The 22,773-nt window shown below is 66.1% G+C and carries 21 protein-coding genes and 1 pseudogene; 7 read left to right on the top strand and 15 right to left on the bottom strand.

From position 1 onward, the window contains the following. Positions 1-5 precede the first annotated feature (5 nt). Both ACYR7D_RS11595 and metG read left to right on the top strand, forming a co-directional pair. A complete protein-coding gene (locus ACYR7D_RS11595; RefSeq protein ID WP_459549614.1) occupies positions 6-3,632 on the top strand; it encodes an ABC transporter ATP-binding protein in 3,627 nt (1,208 codons plus the stop codon). Then, entirely contained in the window at positions 3,565-5,403 is a 1,839-nt protein-coding gene (gene metG, locus ACYR7D_RS11600) for a methionine--tRNA ligase (RefSeq protein ID WP_459549615.1), read from the top strand. Before ACYR7D_RS11595 ends, metG begins: the two co-directional genes overlap by 68 nt. Before the next feature lie 79 nt (positions 5,404-5,482). Here metG and ACYR7D_RS11605 read toward each other — a convergent pair. Then, positions 5,483-5,773 (bottom strand): annotated as a pseudogene (locus ACYR7D_RS11605) (transposase); the annotation flags it as partial. A gap of 153 nt (positions 5,774-5,926) precedes the next feature. Here ACYR7D_RS11605 and ACYR7D_RS11610 point away from each other — a divergent pair. After that, a complete protein-coding gene (locus ACYR7D_RS11610; RefSeq protein WP_459550125.1) occupies positions 5,927-6,610 on the top strand; it encodes a DUF6537 domain-containing protein in 684 nt (227 codons plus the stop codon). Between the two features lie 803 nt (positions 6,611-7,413). Here the strand turns inward: ACYR7D_RS11610 and ACYR7D_RS11615 are convergent. Continuing rightward, positions 7,414-7,773, bottom strand: coding sequence for an Rv2640c family ArsR-like transcriptional regulator (locus ACYR7D_RS11615; RefSeq protein WP_040793607.1), 360 nt, complete (start codon positions 7,771-7,773; stop codon positions 7,414-7,416). Between the two features lie 96 nt (positions 7,774-7,869). Between ACYR7D_RS11615 and ACYR7D_RS11620 the strand changes: the two genes are divergently transcribed. The 4 genes from ACYR7D_RS11620 to ACYR7D_RS11635 are packed head-to-tail and all read left to right on the top strand — an operon-like array spanning position 7,870 to position 11,515. Further along, positions 7,870-8,388, top strand: a complete 519-nt coding sequence (locus ACYR7D_RS11620) for an ArsI/CadI family heavy metal resistance metalloenzyme (protein WP_040793606.1) — start codon at positions 7,870-7,872, stop codon at positions 8,386-8,388. 15 nt (positions 8,389-8,403) lie between these two features. Further along, positions 8,404-9,633 (top strand): MFS transporter, encoded by a 1,230-nt coding sequence (locus tag ACYR7D_RS11625; RefSeq protein ID WP_083874789.1) that lies wholly within the window; start codon positions 8,404-8,406, stop codon positions 9,631-9,633. Beyond that, positions 9,630-10,712, top strand: a complete 1,083-nt coding sequence (locus tag ACYR7D_RS11630) for a flavin-containing monooxygenase (RefSeq protein WP_040793580.1) — start codon at positions 9,630-9,632, stop codon at positions 10,710-10,712. Before ACYR7D_RS11625 ends, ACYR7D_RS11630 begins: the two co-directional genes overlap by 4 nt. Continuing rightward, positions 10,709-11,515 (top strand): alpha/beta fold hydrolase, encoded by an 807-nt coding sequence (locus tag ACYR7D_RS11635; RefSeq protein WP_245551288.1) that lies wholly within the window; start codon positions 10,709-10,711, stop codon positions 11,513-11,515. Before ACYR7D_RS11630 ends, ACYR7D_RS11635 begins: the two co-directional genes overlap by 4 nt. On the opposite strand, the gene ACYR7D_RS11640 is transcribed toward ACYR7D_RS11635, so the two are convergent. From ACYR7D_RS11640 to ACYR7D_RS11700, 13 genes are all read right to left on the bottom strand, one after another. Next, on the bottom strand, positions 11,512-12,219 hold the full coding sequence (locus tag ACYR7D_RS11640; RefSeq protein ID WP_040793579.1) for a hypothetical protein: 708 nt from the start codon (positions 12,217-12,219) through the stop codon (positions 11,512-11,514). The genes ACYR7D_RS11635 and ACYR7D_RS11640 overlap by 4 nt on opposite strands. 35 nt (positions 12,220-12,254) lie before the next feature. Further along, the gene (locus ACYR7D_RS11645) at positions 12,255-12,665 is read right to left on the bottom strand and encodes an arsenate reductase ArsC (RefSeq protein WP_040793578.1); all 411 of its coding nucleotides are present in this window, start codon (positions 12,663-12,665) and stop codon (positions 12,255-12,257) included. A 12-nt stretch (positions 12,666-12,677) separates the two neighbouring features. After that, a complete protein-coding gene (locus ACYR7D_RS11650; protein WP_040793577.1) occupies positions 12,678-13,346 on the bottom strand; it encodes an arsenate reductase ArsC in 669 nt (222 codons plus the stop codon). Positions 13,347-13,377: 31 nt separating this feature from the next. Then, the gene (locus ACYR7D_RS11655; protein WP_068043553.1) at positions 13,378-13,794 is read right to left on the bottom strand and encodes an arsenate-mycothiol transferase ArsC; all 417 of its coding nucleotides are present in this window, start codon (positions 13,792-13,794) and stop codon (positions 13,378-13,380) included. Further along, positions 13,791-14,876 carry an ACR3 family arsenite efflux transporter gene (gene arsB / locus ACYR7D_RS11660; protein WP_068043551.1) on the bottom strand — a complete coding sequence of 362 codons (1,086 nt, stop codon included), beginning with the start codon at positions 14,874-14,876 and terminating at the stop codon, positions 13,791-13,793. Before arsB ends, ACYR7D_RS11655 begins: the two co-directional genes overlap by 4 nt. Next, entirely contained in the window at positions 14,873-15,250 is a 378-nt protein-coding gene (locus ACYR7D_RS11665) for an ArsR/SmtB family transcription factor (RefSeq protein WP_051133682.1), read from the bottom strand. The genes arsB and ACYR7D_RS11665 overlap by 4 nt, the downstream gene beginning before the upstream one ends. A gap of 130 nt (positions 15,251-15,380) precedes the next feature. Then, positions 15,381-16,418 (bottom strand): alkylmercury lyase family protein, encoded by a 1,038-nt coding sequence (locus tag ACYR7D_RS11670; protein WP_040793574.1) that lies wholly within the window; start codon positions 16,416-16,418, stop codon positions 15,381-15,383. Next, entirely contained in the window at positions 16,415-16,816 is a 402-nt protein-coding gene (locus tag ACYR7D_RS11675; RefSeq protein WP_040793573.1) for a MerR family transcriptional regulator, read from the bottom strand. Before ACYR7D_RS11675 ends, ACYR7D_RS11670 begins: the two co-directional genes overlap by 4 nt. Before the next feature lie 333 nt (positions 16,817-17,149). Next, positions 17,150-17,995 (bottom strand): F510_1955 family glycosylhydrolase, encoded by an 846-nt coding sequence (locus ACYR7D_RS11680; RefSeq protein WP_051133681.1) that lies wholly within the window; start codon positions 17,993-17,995, stop codon positions 17,150-17,152. Between the two features lie 33 nt (positions 17,996-18,028). Further along, positions 18,029-20,146, bottom strand: a complete 2,118-nt coding sequence (locus ACYR7D_RS11685) for a copper-translocating P-type ATPase (RefSeq protein ID WP_138448614.1) — start codon at positions 20,144-20,146, stop codon at positions 18,029-18,031. Between the two features lie 112 nt (positions 20,147-20,258). Further along, entirely contained in the window at positions 20,259-20,900 is a 642-nt protein-coding gene (locus tag ACYR7D_RS11690; RefSeq protein WP_040793572.1) for a DUF305 domain-containing protein, read from the bottom strand. Positions 20,901-20,975: 75 nt separating this feature from the next. Then, on the bottom strand, positions 20,976-22,490 hold the full coding sequence (locus tag ACYR7D_RS11695; RefSeq protein ID WP_040793571.1) for a multicopper oxidase family protein: 1,515 nt from the start codon (positions 22,488-22,490) through the stop codon (positions 20,976-20,978). Then, positions 22,483-22,770: an SHOCT domain-containing protein gene (locus ACYR7D_RS11700; RefSeq protein ID WP_085995269.1), complete on the bottom strand. Its 288-nt coding sequence runs from the start codon at positions 22,768-22,770 to the stop codon at positions 22,483-22,485. The genes ACYR7D_RS11695 and ACYR7D_RS11700 overlap by 8 nt, the downstream gene beginning before the upstream one ends. Positions 22,771-22,773: the final 3 nt, after the last annotated feature.

The raw sequence follows: 22,773 nt of genomic DNA on the forward strand, positions 1-22,773 counted from the left end.
CCTTGGTGGTTACTGGTGTCGGACGTGACCGGGGTGGCTGGTTGCACCGCCTCTGGGAGGTGGCGCGCGAAGGGCGACGCCTGATAGCGGGAATCGGCGTGGTAGTGGTGACAGGAGCGCTCGCCGACATCGCCATACCCTTGGCGGCGAAGCACGCCTTGGACGCTGCTCGGATCGGTGCGGTGGACGATGTCGTGGCGGCTGGCACCGTGATGGCGGCGTTGGCGCTGCTGAAGATGGGTTCCTGGTGCGGTCGGCGATGTCTGTCCGGCTACCTCGCCGTTGATGTGCAGGATCGCTTGCGCGTTCGAGCACTCACTGCGATCCAGCTCTACGACGGTCGTGGACAGGACCGGATGAACTCAGGGCAGGTGATCTCCCGGCTGGTGAGTGACCTGTCTGCGATCCAGACCTTCATGGTGACTGTACCTTTGGCGGGGGTCGGGCTTCTGGTCGGTGTTTTCGGCACCGTGGTCATGTTTGCACTCTCGCCACCGCTGTGCCTGGCGATATTGCTGACAACTCCGCTGATCGCGTGGGCGGTGGTCCGGGAACGTCCACGGCTGCAGGCGGCCACTTTGTCCGTGCAGCACTGTTCCGGCGAGCTGACCGACCATGTGCAGGAGGTGGTCGCTGGGGTACGTGTCGTCAAAGCGTTCGGTCGCCAGGAGCACATGACCCGCCAGTTGAACACGCATGCTCGGCGCCTTTACACGAAACGGATCCGGCTGGCGAGAATTAACACCCGGTTCGTCTCGACGATTTCGGTGATTCCGAAATCAGGGCAGGTTCTCGTGGTGTGCCTCGGCGGTTGGCTGGCGTCGACAGGCGCTGTGGGCCTGGGAACCTTCCTGGCTTTCTGCACCTACGTGATCCTGCTCAATACCGGTGTCCGGGCTGTGTCCAATGTAGTGGCCGCGGCGGAGTTGACCCGCACCGCGGTGGAACGGGTTTTCCAGGTGATCGACGGTGCTCCCGGCGATATGGGGACCGAGGAAGTCCAGGGCGTTCCTGACGGTCCGCTCGGCGTGGATTGCCGTTCTGTGACCTTCGGTTTCGAACCTCGTAGGCCAGTCCTACGCGACCTCGATCTCTCGGTGCGGCCCGGAGAAACCGTGGCTGTCGTCGGCCCCAGCGGAGCCGGCAAGACACTGCTGGCGGAGTTGCTGTTGCGGTTCTACACACCCGATTCCGGAGAGATCGCCATCGTTGGGCCGGCCGAACGGGTTTGTCTCTCCGATGTGGGAAGGCCAGAACTGCGGGCGGCGATCGGTTCGGTTTTTGGCGATCCCTTTCTGCTCTCGGATACTCTCGCGGCGAATATCGCACTGGGTCGACCGGATGCGTCCCAGGCGGATATTCGCCGTGCCGCCAGGCTGGCCTGCGCCGACGAGTTCATCGCGGCCATGCCCGCCGGCTACGACACGGTGATCGGGGAGCGTGGTCTCACACTGTCCGGTGGACAACGCCAGCGGGTGGCATTGGCACGAGCGTTGCTGATCAACCCGAGGATCCTCCTCCTCGATGACGCCACATCTGCGGTGGACCCGATCACCGAGCGGGAGATCTTCCGAGCTCTTAATGCGACTTCGCCAGAGACCGTGGGAACACGCGATCGCACTACCATCATCTTCACTCAGCGGGAGTCCATTGCTGCCTACGTGGATCGGATAATACGGTTGCCTCCTCCCCGCCGCTCCGTTCTGCTGCGGGCCGGCGGGATCTCTGGAGCCATCACAGCGAATGGCCTCCCGAATTCGCAAATGCAGCAAGAGGATCGACACGAAAAGTCGGCATCTCCGATTGAATTCGAGAACTCCGGCATGGACCTTCAAAAGTTGGTGAGGCCCGACCCCGGTTTCCGATTCGTGCGCGCGCTGCGTCCCGTTGCCTGGGGGATCGCGACGGTGACGCTCTTGTTGGCGGTGAGTGTCGTCATCGGCACCGCGTTCCCTGCTCTGACCCGCCATGCCATCGACGCCGGAGTTATTTCGCGCCAGCCGGATGTGATCGCGTACGTGGCTATAGCCGGCATCCTTCTGGCTGCCGCCGCTTGGGTTTTCGAAAACCTCGCAGGAATGGCAGCGGCACGTGCTGGAGAACGCGTTCTCCTCAATTTACGGATACGTAGCTTTGCCCACTTGCAGCGGTTGGGCTTGGACTACTACGAGCGAGAAATGCCTGGTCATATTGTCACGAGGATGACCACGGATATAAACTCGTTGTCGACTTTTGTGCAATCAGGATTGGGTGCAACGCTTGTCGGATCGGCCACGACGTCAGGCGTGCTCGCGCTCCTTTTCCTGGTCGACCGCCCTCTCGCGGTCATCGTCTCGGCGACACTGTTTCCGCTGGTTGTGATGACCTTGTGGTTCCACCGGACCCTATCGGCTGAATACTCCTCGGCCCGGAAGCGCCTTTCGATAGTCAATGCTTGCTTGGCCGAGAACATCTGGGGTTTGCGCACCATACAAGCTGCTGGGGTCGAGGGTGCTGCTGCGTCCCGGTTCGCCCGCCTGTCGGCCGAACACCGCGTAGTCGCTCGAAAGGCGCACCGTGCGCTCGCGCTGTACTTCTCGCTTATCATCGGCTGGGCCGAACTCGCTCAGGTGGTGGTATTGACAATCGCGGCCCAGCGCGTCGCAGAAGGAGTGATCACCGTCGGTGTCTTGGTCTCCTTCATGTTGTATCTCAAAATTCTGTTCGATTCAGTCCAGCAACTCTCGCAGGTATTCGATGGGTTCGAACAAGCCCGAGTGGGTGCGAAACGAATCGTCGAATTCTTGCAGACCCATTCCTCGACTGCAGGTGACGCCGGCGAATCGGTCGAGATTGCGGAAAATTGGCCACCGGAAGTAGTTTTCGACCGGGTCCGATTTCGTTATGGAAATTCCGGAAAGTGGGTACTCGATGGGGTGACACTGCGTATACCCGCCGGTACGAGTCTGGCCCTTGTCGGAGAGACCGGCAGTGGTAAATCGACAATGATGAAGTTGCTGGCACGCTTCTACGAACTCCCCTCGGAAAACGGGGGCGGTCCGCCCGATACGGGGCATCCGGGTTCCATTCGGGTGGCCGGCGTCGATATCAGAGACTATCGGCTCTCGGACTACCGTACTCGGCTCGGCATAGTATCCCAGGAGACGCACCTGTTCCGGGGGACCGTCGCGAGCAATATCGCCTTCGGGCGCCCTGACGCCACCCTGGTCGAGATCGAGGAGGCTGTGCGGGCAGTCGGTGCCTCCGAGATGCTTTCCGAACTTCCTCACGGGCTCCACCAACCGGTGGGTGAGCGTGGCCGCGGACTATCGGCGGGGCAATGCCAGTTGATCGCGCTTGCGCGTGCCGAACTCATACGGCCCGAGGTCGTTCTGCTGGACGAGGCGACATCGGTTCTCGACGAAGACTGCGCGGACGCGGTGCTGACGGCAGGGGAATCATTGCTCCGGGGCCGAGCAGGAAGGGCCCGCACAGCGTTGATCATCGCGCACAGACTCGCCACGGCCGCGCGCGCGGATAGGATCGCCGTCGTGGCCGAGGGCCGGATCGCCGAGCTCGGTACCCATGCCGAACTGGTGGCTGCTGGCGGCCACTACTCTCGGATGTGGGGGGGTTACCGGCAGCGGTTATGATCCGCCCATCCTGGCGACGACCAGATCAGCAGGGGTTCACGAGAGTTTCCGGACAGGAGTTCAGGCGACAATGACGAGGCATCTCATCACCAGTGCTCTGCCGTACATCAACGGCATCAAGCATCTCGGCAACCTCGTCGGCTCCATGCTCCCCGCGGATGTCTATGCCCGATACATGCGTGCCCGCGGACACGAGGTGCTGTTCGTGTGCGCGACCGACGAGCACGGCACCCCTGCCGAACTGGCCTCGTACGCCGCAGGCCTTCCGGTCGAGGAATTCTGCCGCCAACAGCACGAAGCCCAGGCTGCCATCTACCGGGCATACGGGCTGTCGTTCGATGTCTTCGGTCGTAGCTCCTCACCGCAAAACCACGAGCTCACAAAGCATTTCGGCCGTATGATCGCCACGAACGGCTTCATCGAGGAACGAACCGTCAAACAAATCTATTCCCTCACCGACGGCCGCTTCCTGCCCGACCGCTATGTCGAAGGCACGTGCCCGCACTGTGGATTCGAAGCCGCCCGCGGTGATCAGTGCGAAAGTTGCACCCGCCTGCTCGACCCGACCGACCTGATCAATCCGCGGTCGGCGATCAGCGGCAGCACCGCCATCGAAGTCCGCTCCTCCAGGCACCTTTTCCTACTGCAGTCCAAATTCTCCGAATGGCTGCGCGAATGGGTGACCACGCGGGAAGGATGGCCCCACCTGGTCACTTCCATCGCACTGAAATGGCTCGACGAAGGACTCGGAGACCGCAGCATCACCCGCGACCTGCAGTGGGGCGTCCCGGTCAACCGGGACGGTTTCGAGGGCAAGGTGTACTACGTATGGTTCGACGCCCCGATCGCCTACATCGGTGCCACCAAGGAATGGGCGGACGCAGATCCGGCTCAGCGAGACTGGCGCTCTTGGTGGCAAGCCCCCGACGAGGTCACTTACGTCGAGTTCATGGCCAAGGACAATATCCCGTTCCATTCCATCATGTTCCCGGGAATGATCCACGCCACCGGTGAGCCCTGGAAGTTGGTCGACTACATCAAGGGCTTCAACTGGCTCAACTACTACGGTGGCAAGTTCTCCACCAGCCGCCGACACGGCATCTTCACCGATACCGCCTTGGAACTGCTGCCCGCGGACTACTGGCGTTACTATCTGATGGCGAACGCGCCCGAGTCCGATGATGTCAGCTTCACGTGGGAACTCTTCGCCGCCACCGTGAACAAGGACCTCGCCGACGTCCTCGGCAACTTTGTCAACCGCGTCCTGACCTTCACCCGGAAGCGGTTCGGCGACCAACTCCCTGCCGGCGCCGAACCTGGACCGGTCGAGGCGGCGCTCGCTGCCCGGTTGGCCCAACTGCAGAGCGACTACGAACTGCATCTCGACGCGATGCAGTTCCGAAAGGCCGCAGCAACCCTCCGCAGTATCTGGAGTGCTGGAAACGAATACATCAACGATAAGGCCCCTTGGACCCAGATCAAGACCGACCCCGATGCCGCCGCGCTCACTCTCCGTACCGCCGGCAACTTGATCTACCTGTACGGCATGCTCTGTGAACCGTTCATCCCCTTCACTGCCGAAATACTACGAGAGCTGTGGGACATCGACGGCCCAGCCGAGCAGGCATGGCCGTCTCCCACCGAGACCCAATCCTTGAACTGGCTGCCCCCGGGCACCCGATTCACCGTGCCGCCAGTTCTTTTCCGGAAGATCGCTGACGACGATATTGTGGCTTGGCGCGAACGATTCGGTGCCGAATCGGCCGCCTGAGGTGTACTGACCTGAGAGGTTGGGAACGCGGACTGCCGGCGGGTGTCTGCCGAGTGCGGTGTGGCCGCGGTGGACGCTCCTATGTCTGTCGAGCCGGGCTCGATGTGCCGCTGGCGGCGTTGAGGTGGCGGTAGATCTGTCGGGCGAGGTAACGCTCGAGACAGCGGCGGATCTCTTCGGTGGTTCGGCCTTCGGCGCGTCTGCGTTCGACGTACTCGCGTGTGGTGGGGTCGTGGATCATGCGGGTGATCGTGGCCATGTGCAGGGCGCGGGTTCAGCCGCCGGTCTCCACCGCGGTCGAGGCGATGGCGAACGGTGTTTCCGATGAGGCGGGGCTCGGGTTGACCCCGGCCAGACAGGCGAACGCGCCATCATCCTCAACGGAGTCGCAGTCGCCACCGATATCCAAGCGTTCCGCCGAGGCCGGCAATCTGTCGCCGACCCCGAAACACTCGCCCGCACAGTCGAGGCCCAGCGCCGGACCCGGAGCGCATCACCGGCTCCGCACCCGCTGGCCGGCCATATCGCGGGGACCGTACTCGCCGACCCCGCGTCCGAACTCGGCCGGCTTGTCGCGGTCCGCGCCGACGACCTGATCGGGTACCAGAGTCCTGCCTACGCCTCCCGCTACGCCGATTTCGTAGAGCGAGTCCGGGCCGCGGAGTCCGACGCCACGGGAACGACCACCCTGGTCGAATCCGTCGCCCGCAACCTGTACAAGCTGATGGCTTACAAGGACGAATACGAGGTCGCCCGCCTGGCCTTGGACCCGGCCTTCGACGCCCGCCTCGCTCAGGAATTCGGTGCCGGCGCGAAACGCTCGATCCGGCTCCATCCGCCGCTGCTGCGGGCCATGGGGCTGAAGAACAAACTCTCGCTCGGTGCCTGGGTTGATCCGGGCTTCCGCGCTTTGCGCAGCATGCGCCGAATCCGCGGCACCCGACTGGACATTTTCGGCTACCACCACATCCGGCGGATGGAGCGGGAACTGGTCGCCGAATATCGGGAAGTGATGGAAACGCTGTTACCGGAACTGAATCCGGACAACCACGCCATCGCAGTCGAGATCGCCGAGTTACCGGATATGATCCCCCGACACCGGCATCGAGGTCACCGAAGTTCGCCCGACCGGGCGGGATCGGGCACGTACAGGAAAGTCCGACTCGATCGACGCCGAGGCCGCTACGCGTGCTGTCCTCGGAGTTGAGTACCAGCAGCTGGCCGAGCCGCGCCAGTCCGGCAGGCGAGAAGCACCGAGAGTGGCACACAATGTCGGCGCGGTAGCACCACCATAGAGAAATGCCACGCCGGCCGAGTACTACGCTCAAACCTGTCACGCCGATCGGTGCTGCTCTGAAACCGAAGCCGGTCCCTTACTCGGGACGGTTCAGTATCGACTGCTGATTGCCGCTGTTGGCTGCACGGCTCCCCGAAGGCGGCAGCCCGTCAAGGGGCCGGCCGGGTCGCTGGTGCGGGTCTGTGCCGCGACATGGCCGCTGACACTCGCGACGTTGGACCGGAACATGGCCGGTCCAGCAGGGCAAGTTGGGCGGCCAGGACCCTGCCCGTTATGGATGGCGGACGGATCAGGAGTTGATCGCGACTGCGGCGTCCGGCCGGCAGGACACGCTGGCCGATCGTGCCCCGCGCACGGCCCGGCAGGGTGGGGACGGTCGATCCTGGCAGAGCTGCCAAGAGTTCTTGCAGGTGGGTGCGCATTTCTCAGGTCACCTCCGTGTGTTCGAGTGCGCTCGGACACACGGTACGCAAATGCGTCGAATCTGAGGTGAATCTGTGCGCGAGGGGGGACTTGAACCCCTCTAACCAGCAACTTTGCTGGTTTCGTGTGTTCGATCGCATCGAACGATAGGTTGATGGCGTCGAGGGGATCAAGCGACATGGGTATACGCAGGGTTTACTCGTAGGGCGCGCCCGTGGTCGTGCGGAAGACGCCTGAGTGGGTATCGGGTGATGGCGTTGCAGGCGAGATGTTTGAAGTTAAGCCGGTGGTCACCGGCAGCAGTCGGGGTCGAGGACCACACAGAGCGCGGCCAGAGCGTCGCGGTGGACGCGGTGGACGACGTTCATGCCTTGGCGTTCGGAGTTCACGAGCCCCGCTTTGCGGAGTTGGGAAAGGTGATGGCTGACCGTGGATTCAGCCAGCCCTACCGCGTCGGCGAGTTCGCCGCCATTGCGTCCGTTCTCGGGGCTGGCCAGTAGTAGCGACATCAGTTTGACGCGCACCGGATCGGCGAGAGCTTTCAACCGCAGGGCCACGTGTAGGGCGGCCTCGTCGTCGATCGGGCCCGCGGCCACAGGAGGGCAGCACAAGGGGGTCGTCATGTCGATGACGGGCAGCGCTTTGGGCATGAAATCCATCCTACCGACAATATTGACTTATGTCGAAAAGGTGGCACACTGGGCGCTGTCAACTCTTCGATATATGTCACACAGGTGGTGGTCATCATGTCACGTGTTCAGCTCGCACTCAACGTCGACGATCTGGAGCAGGCCGTCGAGTTCTACTCGACCCTGTTCGGAGTCCAGCCGGCCAAACGCAAGCCCGGCTATGCGAACTTCGCGGTCACCGAGCCGCCGCTGAAGCTGGTCCTCATCGAGAATCCCGGTCAGGGTGGCAGTGTGAACCATCTCGGGGTCGAGGTGGAGTCCTCGGAGAAGGTGCACGCCGAGATCGCGCGCCTGTCGGAAGCCGGTCTGTTCACCGAGGAGCAGATCGCGACCACGTGTTGCTTCGCCACCCAGGACAAGGTGTGGGTGACCGGCCCGAATGCCGAGCGGTGGGAGGTCTACACCGTGCTGGCCGATACCGAGCACTTCGGCACCGAACCTCGGTTCGCGGGGAAGGACGACGGCGAGGCGGTGCAGGCGTGCTGTGGCACCGACGGCCGCGGCGACGTTTCCACCTCTGAGGCGGAGGTCGAGTCGGGCGTGGCGTGCTGCGCCCCGGCCGCTGCCGCTCGGTAGAGCCCGGGTTTCGGCGTGACCGATGTGGAGACCGCGCCCGCGGCGGCGGAGGACGGGTTGTCGCGGGCGGGGCGTCGCCGGGTGTTGGCGGTGCTGTGCCTGACCCAGATATCGAGCTGGGGGATCCTGTACTACGCGTTTCCGGTGTTGTCGACCTCGATCACCGCCGAGACGGGGTGGTCGGCGCCGGTGATCACCGCGGCGTTCTCGCTCGGCCAGCTCGCGACCGCGCTCACCGGGATTCCGGTGGGCGCGTTGATCGATCGGACCGGTCCGCGGCGGGTGATGACCGCTGGATCGGTTCTCGGGGTAGCCGCCTTGGTCGCGATCGCGTCCGCGCCGAACCTTGCCGTGTTCTATCTTGGCTGGCTGGCGGCCGGGGTGGCGATGGGGGCGGTGTTGTATCCGCCGGCGTTCGCGGCGCTGACCCGCTGGTGGGGTGCCGAGCGCGTGACCGCGCTGATGATCCTCACTCTGGCCGGTGGTTTGGCGTCCACGGTGTTCGCGCCGCTCACCGCCGCTCTGGACACCAGCATCGAGTGGCGTGCCACCTATCTCGTCCTCGCCGCGGCTCTGGCAGTACTAACGATCCCGGCGCATTGGTTCGGACTGCGGGCGCTGTGGCCGGATCCACCAGTCCCGACCGTGGCTGCGCATGCCGACCACTCGCAGATCGCGCGCAGCCCACGCTTCGCCGCGCTGGTCGTGACCATGTGCCTGGCGGCGTTCGCCAGCTTCGCCGGCATCTTCAACCTCGTCGCTCTGCTCCAGGAACAGGGCTTCGGCCCCGGTCTGGCTGCGACCGCGCTCGGGCTCGGCGGCGCCGGACAGGTTTTGGGCCGGATCGGATATCTGCCGCTGGCCCGCCACACCGGTGTCACCGCCCGCACCGTCGTGGTACTGGCTGCTCTCGCCGCTTCGACTGCCCTGCTCGGGGTGGTGTCGGCGGTGATCGTGTTGATCGCGGTCGCGATCGGTGCGGGGTTGGTGCGCGGGATCTTCACGCTGATCCAGGCCACCGCGATCACCGACCGGTGGGGCGCCACTCACTACGGCCGGTTGAACGGCCTACTGTCCGCGCCCGTGGTGGTCGTGTCCGCGCTGGCCCCGTGGGCGGGCACCGTGCTGTCGGCGTGGACCGGCAGCTACGCCCACACCTACCTCATCCTCGGCGCCGTCGCCGCCCTCGCCGCGATGATCGCGCCACTTACCGGTATCCGTGTTTCGAAGAAAGAAATGTTGTGACAAGCGAATACGACTATGACGCGGTGGTCATCGGCGGCGGCCAATCCGGCCTCGCCGCCGCCCACCACCTCACCGCCGCAGGTCTGAGCACCGCGGTCCTGGAGGCCTCGCCGGAGGCGACCGGGTCGTGGCCGCGGTACTACGACAGCTTGACGCTGTTCTCCCCTGCCCGCTACAGCTCGCTACCCGGGCGACGGTTCCCCGGGGGTCCGGACCGGTACCCGCACCGCGACGAAGTGATCGACTACCTGCGCTCCTACGCCGCAGCCCTGGACGCCGAGATCCACACCAGCACTGTCGTCGATTCCGTCGCCTCCAGCGACGGTGAGGGTTTCGCGGTCACCACCGGATCGGGTGCGGTGTTCACCGCGCCGCGGGTGATCGCGGCAACCGGGTCGTTCGGTTCCCCGTTCCTGCCCGCCGTGCCCGGCCGCGACGAGTTCGGAGGCCGGGTCCTGCACGCTAGCGAATACCGTCATCCGGGCGAGTTCGCCGACCAGCGGGTGGTTGTGGTGGGCGCGGGGAACTCCGCGGTGCAGATCGCCGCCGAACTGGCCGGACATGCGAAGGTGGTGCTGGCCAGCCGGGCGCCGGTGAAGTTCGTGCCGCAGCGTCCGCTGGGCCGGGATGTGCATTTCTGGTTCACTCTCACCGGATTCGACGCCGCCCCGCTGGGCTGGATCGTGAAACAGGCGCCGACGCAGCCGGTGCTCGACGCCGGCCGTTACCGGGCCGCGCTCGACGCCGGGAAGCCGGAGCGACGAGAAGTGTTCACCGCCTTCAACTCCGAGGGAGTGGTGTGGCCGGACGATACTCGCACGCCGGTGGATGCGGTCGTCTTCGCCACCGGTTACCGCCCGCACCTGCCCTATCTCGCCGGTGTCGGGGCGGTGACCGAGTCCGGGGTGCCGCGACAGCGCCGAGGCCTGTCGCTCACTCATCCGGGGCTGGGTTTTCTCGGGTTGGAGTGGCAGCGCACTCCGTCGTCGAACTCGCTGCGTGGGGTGGGCCGGGACGCGGCCTATCTGGTGCGGCGGCTGCGGCCGGCGACGGCACCGCAGCGGGAGCACGCCGAGTGACCACCGCACCGCTGGGCACGGGTTCGGAGGTGCTGGTCCGGGGTGGGCGCGTGCTGTCCGCCGATGGCACCCCGATCACCTACCTGGTCCAGGGTTCCGGGCCGGTGCTGCTGGTGGTGCACGGTGGCTTGGGCAGCGCGGTGAGCATGCTGTCGCTGGCCGGCTATCTCGCCGAGCACTACACGGTGGTGGCGATGAACTGCCGCGGTCACGGCACCTCCGGAACCCCGCAGTCGGCGCCGGATATCGCGCACGAGGTCGCCGATATCGTCGCGGTGATCGATGCGGTCGGGCCGGTCGAGGTGGTGTTCGGTTACTCCTTCGGTGCGGTCCTGGCCCTGGAAACCGCACTGCGCGCATCGGATCGGGTGTCGCGGCTGGCCGTCTACGAACCACCCTTACCGGTCATGTACCCGATTCCTGATCTGTCGGCAGTGGATGCGGGGATCGAGGGCGGGGATTACGAGCGTCTGATCCTGGATGCCTCCGCGGTATCCGGCGGGTTCTCTGCTGCTGAGCTGGCCGTGCTGCGTAGTGATCCGTTGTGGTGGCACAAGGTCGCCCAGGCCCCGACCCTGGCCGCGACGTTGCGGGTGCTGGCCGGCCTGGATCCCGACGTGGGCCGCTACGCCGCGATCACCGCCCAGACTACGGTGATCACCGGCACCACCAGCGCCGACTACATCCTCGACGCCGCCGACCGGCTCACCACAGCACTCCGGAACCCGATCCGCAAAACGCTGTCGGGACAAGGCCATCACGTCGCCCTTGGCGGCCTGGCCCAGGCCCTGCTCTCGGGTTAGGTGGTGAGGGTGTCGAGGCGGCGGCCGATATCCGGCCACCAGGCGGTGGCGGCCCCGTAGCCGATGAGGCAACCACCCAGCTGACAGACAACGATCACCAACGCCAGCGCCGGATCCAGTCCGAGCACGACCGCGCCGGCGACCACGGCGGGGTTGCCGAGAAACCCTGCCCCTGTCACCAGGAACACCGCGGCAGCCAGTGCGCTGGCACCGGCCGTGGACATTCTCAGCGTCGGTGTGCAGGTGGCGGCGAAGAACGAGATGACCGCCGCTGCGGCGGCGGTCATCTCGCTCAATGCGTGCACACCACCCGGGGCGGGCACCGCCGGAGGGGTGATCCCGGCCAGGAAGCACCCCGCGGCCACCCCACCGGCCACGGCAGTCGCTGCCGCTACCTGGGTGAGGAGGTGGCCGGCGAGCAGAGGGCCGGACAGGCTTTTTCGGCGTTCGAGTAGCGCATCGGCCACAATCAGTAGCGGGTTCCACCGCGGCTCCCGGCTCCGGAACAAGCCGGTGCCAAGGGCCAGGAACGTGACCGTCACGGCCGCAGTGAGCCCCGCCCGGGCTGGCCCGGGGCCGACCAGATGCGCTGCCCACCAGCCCGTCACAGGCGCCGCCATCACCACCCCAGTGCCGAGCAGGTCCGCGCGATATCGCGCGGATGCCCGAGCACCGAGGCCCGGTGCGGGCGTGGCGCCGGTCATCGCTGCTACCTCGACGGTGGTCGGCTGAGCGGGGTTCAGGCGTGGGCGGGCAGTAGCTCGGCGATGAGCGCCTCCACCCGTGCACGGATCGCGTCGCGGATCGGGCGGACCGCTTCCACGCCTTTGCCGGCGGGGTCTTCCAGGTCCCAGTCTCGGTAGCTGATTCCAGGGAAGACCGGGCAGGTGTCGCCGCAGCCCATGGTGATCACCACATCCGAGGACTGCACCGCGGCGGGGGTGAGGATTTTCGGGGCCTGGGCGGTGATATCGATCCCGACCTCGGCCATCGCCTGCACTGCCGCGGGGTTGAGGTGTTCGGCGGGGGCGCTGCCGGCGGAGCGGACCTCGATCGCCCCGTCGGCGAGGTGGGTGAGGAATCCGGCGGCCATCTGGGAGCGCCCGGCATTGTGGACGCAGACGAACAACACACTCGGCTTATCGGTCACAGCAAAAGCCTTTCAGGCGGTGGGGACGTCGAGTTCGGCGAGCAGGGCACGCACACGGGTTTCGATCTCGGCGCGGATCGGCCGGATCGCGGCGACATCGAGACCGGCCGGATCGGGCAGGTCCCAATCCTCATACCGGCGACCGGGATACACCGGGCAGGCATCGCCGCAGCCCATGGTGACGATCACGTCGGCGGCTTTCAGGATCTCCTCGGTCCACGGCTTCGGGTACTCGCCGGTGATGTCGATCCCGATCTCGGCCATCGCCTCGACCGCAGCCGGATTGATCTCGTCTCCCGGTTCGCTGCCCCCGGACCAGGCGATGGCGTGCTCGCCGGCGAGGTGAGTGAACAACCCGAGCGCCATCTGGGAACGCCCGGCGTTGTGGGTGCACAGGAACAGCACGGTCGGGGTCCCGGTGTGGTGGAGGCCTTCGACCTTGGCCAGGGCCTGGAGGCGTTGGCGGGCGAACCGTTCGGCCAGCAGGGGAAGGAAGTTGACGATGGTGGCGCGGCCGGCGAACTGTTCGTAGGAGGAGTGCAGGAACCGTTCGATGGTTTCCACACCGAAGGTGCCGTCGAACTCCCGCTGTAACCGGGTCGCCGCGGTTTTCAACGCCACATGCTGGTCAATGGACAGATCCGCGCGCAACGCGGTAGCGGGAAGGGGTGATTCGGTCATATCCGTTGTCCGATACTCGAGAAGGAAGGGTTCAGGATTGGACAGGTGAGCTCAGTTCGGCCACGAGGGCCCGGACGCGGGCGGCGATATCGTCACGGACCAGCCGCATCCGCTCCATACCCTCGATCCCGCGCTCCGAGGGTTCATCGGTCTCCCACCACAGCGCCCGCACACCGTCCGGGACGTTGAGCTGGGCTTCGCGACCGAGGATCACCACCAGATCAGCGCGAGCGAGCAGCCCGGCGTCGACCGGTTTCGGGACTCCGCCGCTGATATCGATCCCGACCTCGGCGAGCGCTGCGACCGACAATGCGTTGAGCTTTTCGCCCGGATCGGTGCCCGCCGACAGCGCGACGACCTCACCGGCGGCGGCCTGGCGCATCAGCCCGGCCGCCATCTGCGATTTGCCGCTGTTACGCACGCAGACGAACAGCACCAACACAGTCACCGGACCGTCACCTCGGCTTCAGCGCGGAATCGGTTGCGCAGGGCCAGCGATACATACACCAGGGCGACCAGGACGGGGACCTCGATCAGCGGGCCCACGACCCCGGCGAGGGCTTGCCCGGAGGTGGCGCCGTAGGTGGCGATCGCGACCGCGATGGCGAGTTCGAAGTTGTTGCCCGCCGCGGTGAACGCCAGTGTGGTCGTTCGCTCGTATCCGAGGCCCATGACGGCACCGAGCAGGTAACCCCCGCCCCACATGATCGCGAAATACGCCAGCAGCGGGATCGCGATGCGGACCACGTCGAGGGGCTGGGAGGTGATGCGGTCGCCTTGCAGCGCGAACAGCAGCACGATGGTGAACAGCAGGCCGTAGAGAGCCCAGGGCCCGATTCGCGGAATCAGCGTGGATTCGTACCAGTCGCGGCCTTTGGTACGCTCGCCGAACCTGCGGGTGAGGTATCCGGCCAGCAGCGGGATGCCGAGGAAGATCAGTACCGATTTCGCGATCTGCCAGGGCGAGGCCTCGATCGTGGTCTGTTCCAGGCCCAGCCATCCGGGCAGTACCGAGAGGTAGAACCAGCCCAGCACGGCGAACATGATGACCTGGAAGATCGAGTTCAACGCCACCAGCACGGCGGCGGCTTCGCGGTCTCCGCAGGCCAGATCGTTCCAGATGATCACCATGGCGATACACCGCGCGAGCCCGACGATGATCAGTCCGGTCCGGTACTCCGGAAGATCGGGCAGCAGCAGCCAGGCCAGCGCGAACATCAACGCCGGACCGAGTACCCAGTTCAGCACCAGCGACCCGATCAGGAGGCGGCGATCGCCGGTGACCGTGTCGAGGCGGTCGTAGCGGACCTTGGCCAGCACCGGGTACATCATGATCAGCAGCCCGATCGCGATCGGCAGCGAGATCCCGTCGATTTCCACCGCGGCCAGGCCGTCGCCGAGGCCCGGTATCAGACGGCCGAGCAGTAGACCGGCGGCCATGGCCACGCCGATCCAGACGGGCAGGAACCGGTCCAATGTGGAGAGCTTGCCGACCACACCCGGCGCGGTGGTGGTGTCGGTGGCGCTCATGCGGTGACCTCGGCAGCCTCGCCGCTTTCCAGCAGCAGCGCGTCCGAGACTCGCGCCAAAGCCTGCGGGACAACCCGGTAGTACACCCAGGACGCGCGGCGTTCGCTGGTCAACAGTCCCGCAGAGCGCAGTACCTTCAAGTGGTGCGAGATCGTCGGCTGGCTCAATTCGATGCCCTCGGACAGATCACATACGCAAGCTTCCATCCCCGACCGCGACGCGATCGAGCTCAACAACCGCAGCCGCACCGGGTCCGACAGTGCCTTGAACACCGCTGCCAACTCCACCGCAGCCTGCGCCGTCAGTGGCTCGCGTACGTGCGGGGCGGGGTGGCAGGCCTCGACCGATATCACCGGCAACTGCGATTTAGACATACGTCGATATTGACGACTATCTATTCTGGAGGCAAGTGAACTCCGGGTGAACGTCATCCGTGGTCGAGACCGTCTGGCGTTCCGCTGCGCGGCGATATCGCAAAATGCCGGTGTCTGCCCACTGCCGCCTTCAGATCGGTGTGGCGGGTGTGCGGCAACCTCGGACTGCTCGAGGCTCGAGGAGGTCACCGAAGATCACGCTGCCGAGGTGGTGGGCGTCAGGCAGTTCGACGATGTCGCCGTTGATGCCCGAGTGACCGTCCGCCCACTTCTGGGCGGTGCGGCGTTCGGTGAAGAAGTTGAGGTGACTGCAGCAGGTTTCGGCAGAGGGGCCCAGGCCGGCTTGTGCGCCGACGAACACCACCGTGGTGGCCGGTTGTGCGGTGACGAGTTGGCTGCCGGCGGTGATGGTAATCGGGTCGTTGGTCTCCGGGTCAGTGGTGGTGATCGTGACCTGTGTGCCGAGCATCGCGCTGATACCGAGTGCGTCCACGGCGCACATCGCGTAGACAGTCGGGCCGCCGGCGATTCGTACCCGATGAGGGGTGGGTGTGCCCGAGAACGGATACGCGGCCACGATGATCCCATCGGTGTCGGTCCGGATGACATCGGCGTCGTGGAGGTGCTGCAGAATCTGCTCGATCGGCACCGCGTGTCCAGAAAAGGTTTCGGCTAATTGGGCGGCGGTCGGTGCGCAGCCGCTGGTTGCGAAGAATCGCAGGATGGCCTGATGCACGGCCGTTTCCGTCGGGTCTGCCGGTTGTGCGGCCGCCCGCCAGGTGCTCAGTGCGGCGGCGGGGTCCGCGGTGGACGGAGTGCAGCACCTGGTTTCTGCGTCGCTTCTGAGTTGCTCACCGTCAGCCGAGGTCGATCTCAACGCAGTGCGGAGCGCCGTGACCGAGGGGGCTCCGCCGAGCGTTCCGTCCTCCTGCGGGTAAAGGCGGCAGGACAAGCTGGGGGCATTGCCCGGTGTGGCGAAAGGGTCGCGGCCGTCGATCAGCAGGGTGGGGGAGCCGGTCATGCCGGTCGAGGCGGCTTGCTCGGGGTCATCGATGATGTGGTGGGTGATCTCCGGCGTGATCGGCCGACCGGCGGTGGCCTCATGGAGGCGTTGTTCGAGTACCGCCACATTGGGACAGTCGGGGACCTGGAGGATATCCAGCTTCATGAGCGTGGTCCTTCCTGTAGTGAAGTGAGAATGGGGCAGGATCGGTGAGCGCGGGGCAACTCGCATGTCGCGATGAGCTCGGTCAGTGCGCGCTGCATGTTGTGCAGGTCGGCGATCCGTCGTCGGATCTCGGCGACCCTTGATTCGGCGAGTACGCGGACGGCGTCGCAGTCGTCGGGACCGCCGTCGGCCAGCCGTAGGAGGTCGGCGATCTCATCGAGCGTGAAGCCCAGCTCCTGGGCCCGTTTGACGAACCTGACCACGTCCACGGCGTCCTCGGGGTAGCGGCGGTAACCCGCTGGTGACCGTTCCGGCCGCGCCAGGAGGCCGCGCCGTTCGTAGTAGCGCAGGGTCTGGACATTGACACCGGCCCGAGAGGCCAGCTCACCAGTTCGCATGCCCCTCATTCTCAACCCTGTACCTACGTACCGAGTCAAGGATCGTCCTGTTGAGCCGATTCAGATCCCACGGCTTTCCGAGTTCCCGAGCACCGGCCGGAATTCGCGGGCAGAGACCACCCGAACCCTACGAATCAGATGGCAGCCTGGCCTGGTGTCGATGATGAGCTCGTTTGCCGCGCTGACTATCGGCATGAGTCTCTACGTCGGTTAGCTGTGGGTGGGTGCTGTGTTCATCACGCCGTCACGCGACGGTGCCGCTGCGCCGACCATTGTTTCGCCTACCTACCTACCTACCTACCTCAAAAGGCGTGGTATCCGACCCAACTGGCCCTACTTCAATGGGTAGAGAGTCTGCTCTGTCGCGGCGAAGGCGGTGTCGAAATCGGCGGCCAGCACTGCGCTGACAGGGCCTACGACCGAGCGCTGTTCCCATGTGCGGCCGGTGCGGCTGCGCCAGGCCGCGCCCGCGACATCTACGCCCCACAGAGAACCGTCGTCTGCGGCCGAAAGCAATACCAGACGCGGCGCGCCGGGAACGTTCGTGAGGGTACGTCCTGTGTCGGTGCTGTGCTGCAGGCCGTCGGCGGTGGCGGCCCATAGCCCGGTATCAGTGACGGCGAGTGCATTCGCACCGACGGCGGCTCCCGTAGTCCAGGTAGCGCCGGCGTCGGTGGAAGCGAGTAGGCCGGTGACTCCGTCGAATCCGACCAGCAGCCGGCCGTCGATGGCCAAGGCGTGGAAGTCGACCTCGCCGGTCAAGGATTTCGATGTCCAGGTGTGGCCTCCGTCGGTGCTCTCGATCAGTCCTAAGGGGTTCGGTGCTGAACTCGAGGGGCCCGGGTGCCCGGACGCGAACAGGTGGTCGGTGCCCGGGACGCCGGTCAGTCCCATGAAGTCGTCGTCGGAGGCGCCGACCGGGGTTGTGCGCCCGTCCGCGCCGAGGGCGACGAGGCCGCTGTGGGTGCCGGCCAGAACGGTTGCGTCCGGGGAGAGGTGCAGGCCGTGCAGGTGATCGAGCGCGGGTCTCAACGCGATACCGGTTGCGGACAATGCCGGGATCGGCGTCGTCGGGGTGGGTGTTGTGAGCGGTTGCCCGGTGGTGCAACCGGTGAGCACGGTCAGGGCGGCGAAGGGGAGAAGGATACGCGCGCAGGGACGCAGGGACGATCTCGGCATCAGGACAGGGAGCTCGCTTCGGTTCGTGGGTGGTCAGGTATGGGCCAGGCGGGCCGGGTCGAGGTCGAGGCGGCGCAGTAGTTGGGCGTTGAGCGCGACGACAATGGTGGACACCGACATGAGCACCGCGGCGACGGCGGGAGAGATCGCGATACCCGCGAACGCCAGCACACCCGCGGCCAGCGGGACGGCGATGATGTTGTAGCCGGTGGCCCAGAGTAGGTTCTGCCACATTTTGCGGTAACTGGCGTGGGACAGTTCGATGATCGACAGCACCGCGCGGGGGTCGTTGGCGGCGAGGACGACCCCGGCGGATTCGATGGCGACATCGGTGCCGGCGCCGATCGCCACGCCGACGTCGGCGCGGGCCAGGGCGGGAGCATCGTTGACGCCGTCGCCCACCATCGCGACCTTGTGCCCGCGGTTGTGCAGTTCGGTGACCTTCGCGTCTTTGTTTTCGGGCAGTACTTCGGCGAACACCTCGTCGATTCCGAGGTCGGCGGCGACGGCGTCGGCGACCTGACGGGCGTCACCGGTGATCATCGCGACCTGCACGCCGCGGCCGTGTAGCGCGTCGACGGCGCGGCGGGACTCGTCGCGAACGGCGTCTTCGAGTGCGACGGCGCCGAGGACGCGGTCACCGTAGACGATGTGCAGCACCGAGGCGCCGCGTTGTACCCAGCCGCGGGTGACCGTGGCGATGTCATCCGGTACCGGCAACCCTGAATCGGCGAGCATGGCCGGGCCACCGACGGTGACCTCGGCGCCGTCGATATCGGCGCGCACCCCGCGTCCGGGCAGTGAGCGGAAATCGGTGGCGGTGAGTTGTTCCGATACCAGAACCCGGGTTTCGGCTGCGGCCACGATGGCCCGTGCGAGGGGGTGTTCGCTATCGGCTTCGACGGCCGCGGCGAGCGCGAGCAAGTGCTCTTCGCTCGTACCGGCGGTGGCAGTGAGCCCGGTGAGCTGGTGACGACCCTGGGTCAAGGTGCCGGTTTTGTCGAACAGCACCACATCGACGGTGCGCATGTGCTCGAGCGCGAGACGATCTTTGACGAGTACTCCGGCTTTTGCGGCGCGTTCGGTCGATATCGCGATGACCAGCGGGATCGCCAGACCCAGGGCGTGGGGACAGGCGATGACGAGGACGGTCACCGTGCGCACCACCGCCTCGTCGAGATTGCCGAGCAGCGCCCAGATCACGAAAGTCAGTGCACCGGTGCCGGCAGCGAAATAGAACAGGAACGCGGCGGCTTTGTCCGCCAGCGCCTGAGCGCGAGAGGAGGACGCTTGGGCGTCGGCGACCATGCGCTGGATACCGGCCAGCGCGGTGTCCTCGCCGACCGCGGTGACCCGCACCCGCAAGGCGCTGTCGGTAGCGACGGTGCCGGCGACCACGGTGTCACCGATATCGCGGGTGACGGTCTTGGACTCACCGGTGATCATCGATTCGTCGACCTCGGCCCGGCCGTCGGTGACCGTGCCGTCCGCCGGTACCCGGGCACCGGCACGCACCAGCACCAGATCATCGCGGGACAACTCTGCCAGCGGGACCTCGGCGACACCGTCGCCCGTGACTTTCTCCGCGGTATCGGGCAGCATCGCGGCCAGGGCGTCGAGCGCACTGGACGCCGAGCCCAGCGCCCGCATCTCCAGCCAGTGCCCGAGCAGCATGATGACGATGAGCAGGGCCAGTTCCCACCAGAAGTCCAGCTCGAACCCGCCCAGCCCGAGGGTGGTAACCCACGACGCGACGAACGCGACCGTTATCGCCATGGCGATCAACAGCATCATCCCGGGCCGGCGGGAACGCAGTTCGCTCCAGCCGCCGGTGAGGAACGGCGTCCCACCGTAGACAAAGATCACCGTGCCGAGGACCGGCGGGATCCACGAGGCACCGGGGAATTCCGGCAGATGGTAGCCCAGCAGCTCGGCGACCATATGGCTGAATCCGACTACCGGCAAGGCCAGGATCAGGCTGATCCAGAACCGGCGCCGGAACATCTCCCCGTGTGCCCCGTGCCCGGCATGCCGATCATGACCACCGTTATCGCCGTGGTCGGGGTGGGCGTCATGACCGACGTGGGCGAGGTGTTCGCCCTGGCCGGCGGGCCGGTCCCGAGCATCCGGTGGTGGGCTTTGTGTGGACATGCCGTGGTCGTGCCCGGTGGGCGCCGGGTCCGGGTTGGGGTGCCGGTGCTCGGGATGCGACATCGAGAGGCCTCCTGCCTGGTCGGGGCGCTGCGGTATCGAGCCGGAGCGGCTACAGGGTGGTCAGCAGTTGGCGCATGGTGTCGATTTCTTGCTGCTGGGTATCGACAATGGTGCGGGCCATCTGCACCGCGTCGGGGAACTGGCCGTCCTCGATCTCGGTTTGTGCCATGTCGATGGCGCCTTCGTGGTGGGCGATCATCTGGTTGAGGAACAGTCGGGCGGCCTCGGTGCCTTGCGCATCGGACAGGGCCTGCATGTCCTCCTCGCTCATCATCCCTTCCATTCCTTCCGTCTCGGGCATGTCGTGACCTGGCATAGCGCTGGAGCTGGGCATCTGAGTAGGTTCGCCCCACTGGCCGAGCCAGGTAGTGAGCTGGTCGATTTCCGGGCCCTGGGCGGCCTTGATCTGGTTTGCCAGTGCGGTCACCGGTTCGGGAATGCCCTGTTTGGCCAGGATCATGTCGCTCATCTCGATGGCCTGGGTGTGATGCGGGATCATCATTTGCGCGAACATCACATCGGCATCGTTGTGGGCCGCAGTGTCCTCGGCGGCAGGAGTTGTCGCCGATATCGCCGCGCTCGGGGTTGTGGCGGTGGTGGTGTCGGTGTCGGAGTCGCCGCAGGCGGCCGCGGTGAATGTCACCGCCAGCGCGGTAGCGCCGACAGCGAGGGTCTTTTTGGTTTTGTTCATGTGCAGATCCTTTCCTCGAAGAGTCACAGAACAGGTGAACCAGCGGTCGGGCTCGGCCCGTCGCGTGTGCCGGGTCTAGGTTCGGTAGGAAACGGTGGTCATCATTCCGGCCTCTTGGTGGTACGCGTTGTGGCAGTGCATGGCCCATTGGCCGGGGTTGTCGGCGTCGAATTCGATCTCGACGGTGCGCATCGGACGGATCGTGACGGTGTCTTTGCGAACCCCGCCGTCGACGAGGGCGAACGTGTGCCCGTGCAGGTGCATCGGATGGAACATGTCCGACATGTTGCGCAGCCGCATCCGCACCCGTTGACCCTCCCGCACATCCAGCGGTGCGCTATCGGGATGAGCCCGGCCGTTGAGAGTCCACCGATACGGTGACATGGTTCCGCCCATATCGGCGCTGAGGTAGCGGTCGTTGTCCTTGGGCGGCAGGCGCACCTGCTCCCGTGGTGACAGGTCTGTGCCCAGCAGCACCTCCCGATCGAGTTCGCCGGGGCGGGACTGCGGCGGCAGCGCGCCGGCGGCGGTGCGCACGACGGCCTGCCCGTGCCCGGTTTTCCCTTCTGCCTGCGCGAACAGCGGGAACACGCCGTCGCCGAGGGTGACCAGCACGTCGAACCGCTCACCCATGCCGATCAGCAGGGCGTCAGTGTCCCGGGGCACGACGGGGAAGCCGTCGGTGTGGGTGACCGTCATGCGGTGACCGCCGAGGGCGACGCGGAAAGCGGTGTCCGCGCCGGCATTGACGAACCGGATCCGCGCCCGCTGCCGCGGTGCGGCGGTCCACACCATCGGATCCTGCGGGACCCGGCCAGCGACCAGGAAATGCGGATAGGTGACGTCACCGGCGCCGCCGAGCACCGGTGAGCGCATCGTCTCCTCGCCCATATCCATGCCGTCCATGGATCCGTGGTCCATCCCGCTCATCCCGGGGCGGCTCGTGTCGCCTGCGGTGCTGCTGCCGATGCCGAGTTGGCGGGCGACATCGTCGGGAGTCCGGCCCGTACCGTCGAGCCAATCGTCGAGTACCACGACCCAGTCGTGGTCGTAACCGCCGGGCTCGTGCGGATCGTCGACGATCAGGGCGCCATAGAGGCCACGGTCGAGCTGAAGCCCGGAATGGGAATGGTAGAAGTAGGTGCCCGCGTCCGGCACGGTGAACTCGTAGGTGAACCCCGCGCCGGGCGCGATCGGGTCCTGGGTCAACCCGGGCACGCCGTCCATGTCATTGCTCAGTGCGATGCCGTGCCAGTGCACACTGGTCGGCACCTCCAGGCGGTTGTGGACCTGCACCCGCAACAGATCCCCGGCCCGCGCCCGTATCAGCGGCCCGGGCAGGTTCTGGTCGTAGCCCCAGGTCGAGACGATGCGACCCCCCAGATCCACGTCCACCGGGCGCGGTGTCAGCCGTGCCGACACCACCGGCTGGCCGGGAGTACGGCGCTGCTGCTCGAGACGTCGCACAATCGGCGACGACGCCGTGACCGGCGAACCTCCCAGTGAACCCGACCCGGCGCAGGCCGCCAAAACCCCGGCGCCGGCGAGCACCGACCCGACCAGGAAGGACCGGCGGTTCACCTCACTCACGAACGTGCCCCTTCCGGACGTCGCCGTCGGCGGTCTCGAAGGTCTGCGCCAGTAGCTGACGGCGCGCGACGAACTCGTCGGCGTCGATGTCCCCGCGAGCGAAACGCGACTCCAGCATCCGCAGTGGATCGGAATCGGTAGGGCGCGCCGAGTCGCCGGCCCGGTCGGTGCGGAACAGTGCTGCCATCAGGTAGATCACCGCGGCCCAGAACACGAGCATGCAGACGGCCATGACGGTCCATCCCGCCCAGCCGGTCTGACTCACCCAGCCGGTCATCATCCT

It is taken from the genome of Nocardia sp. X0981 (assembly GCF_977089955.1).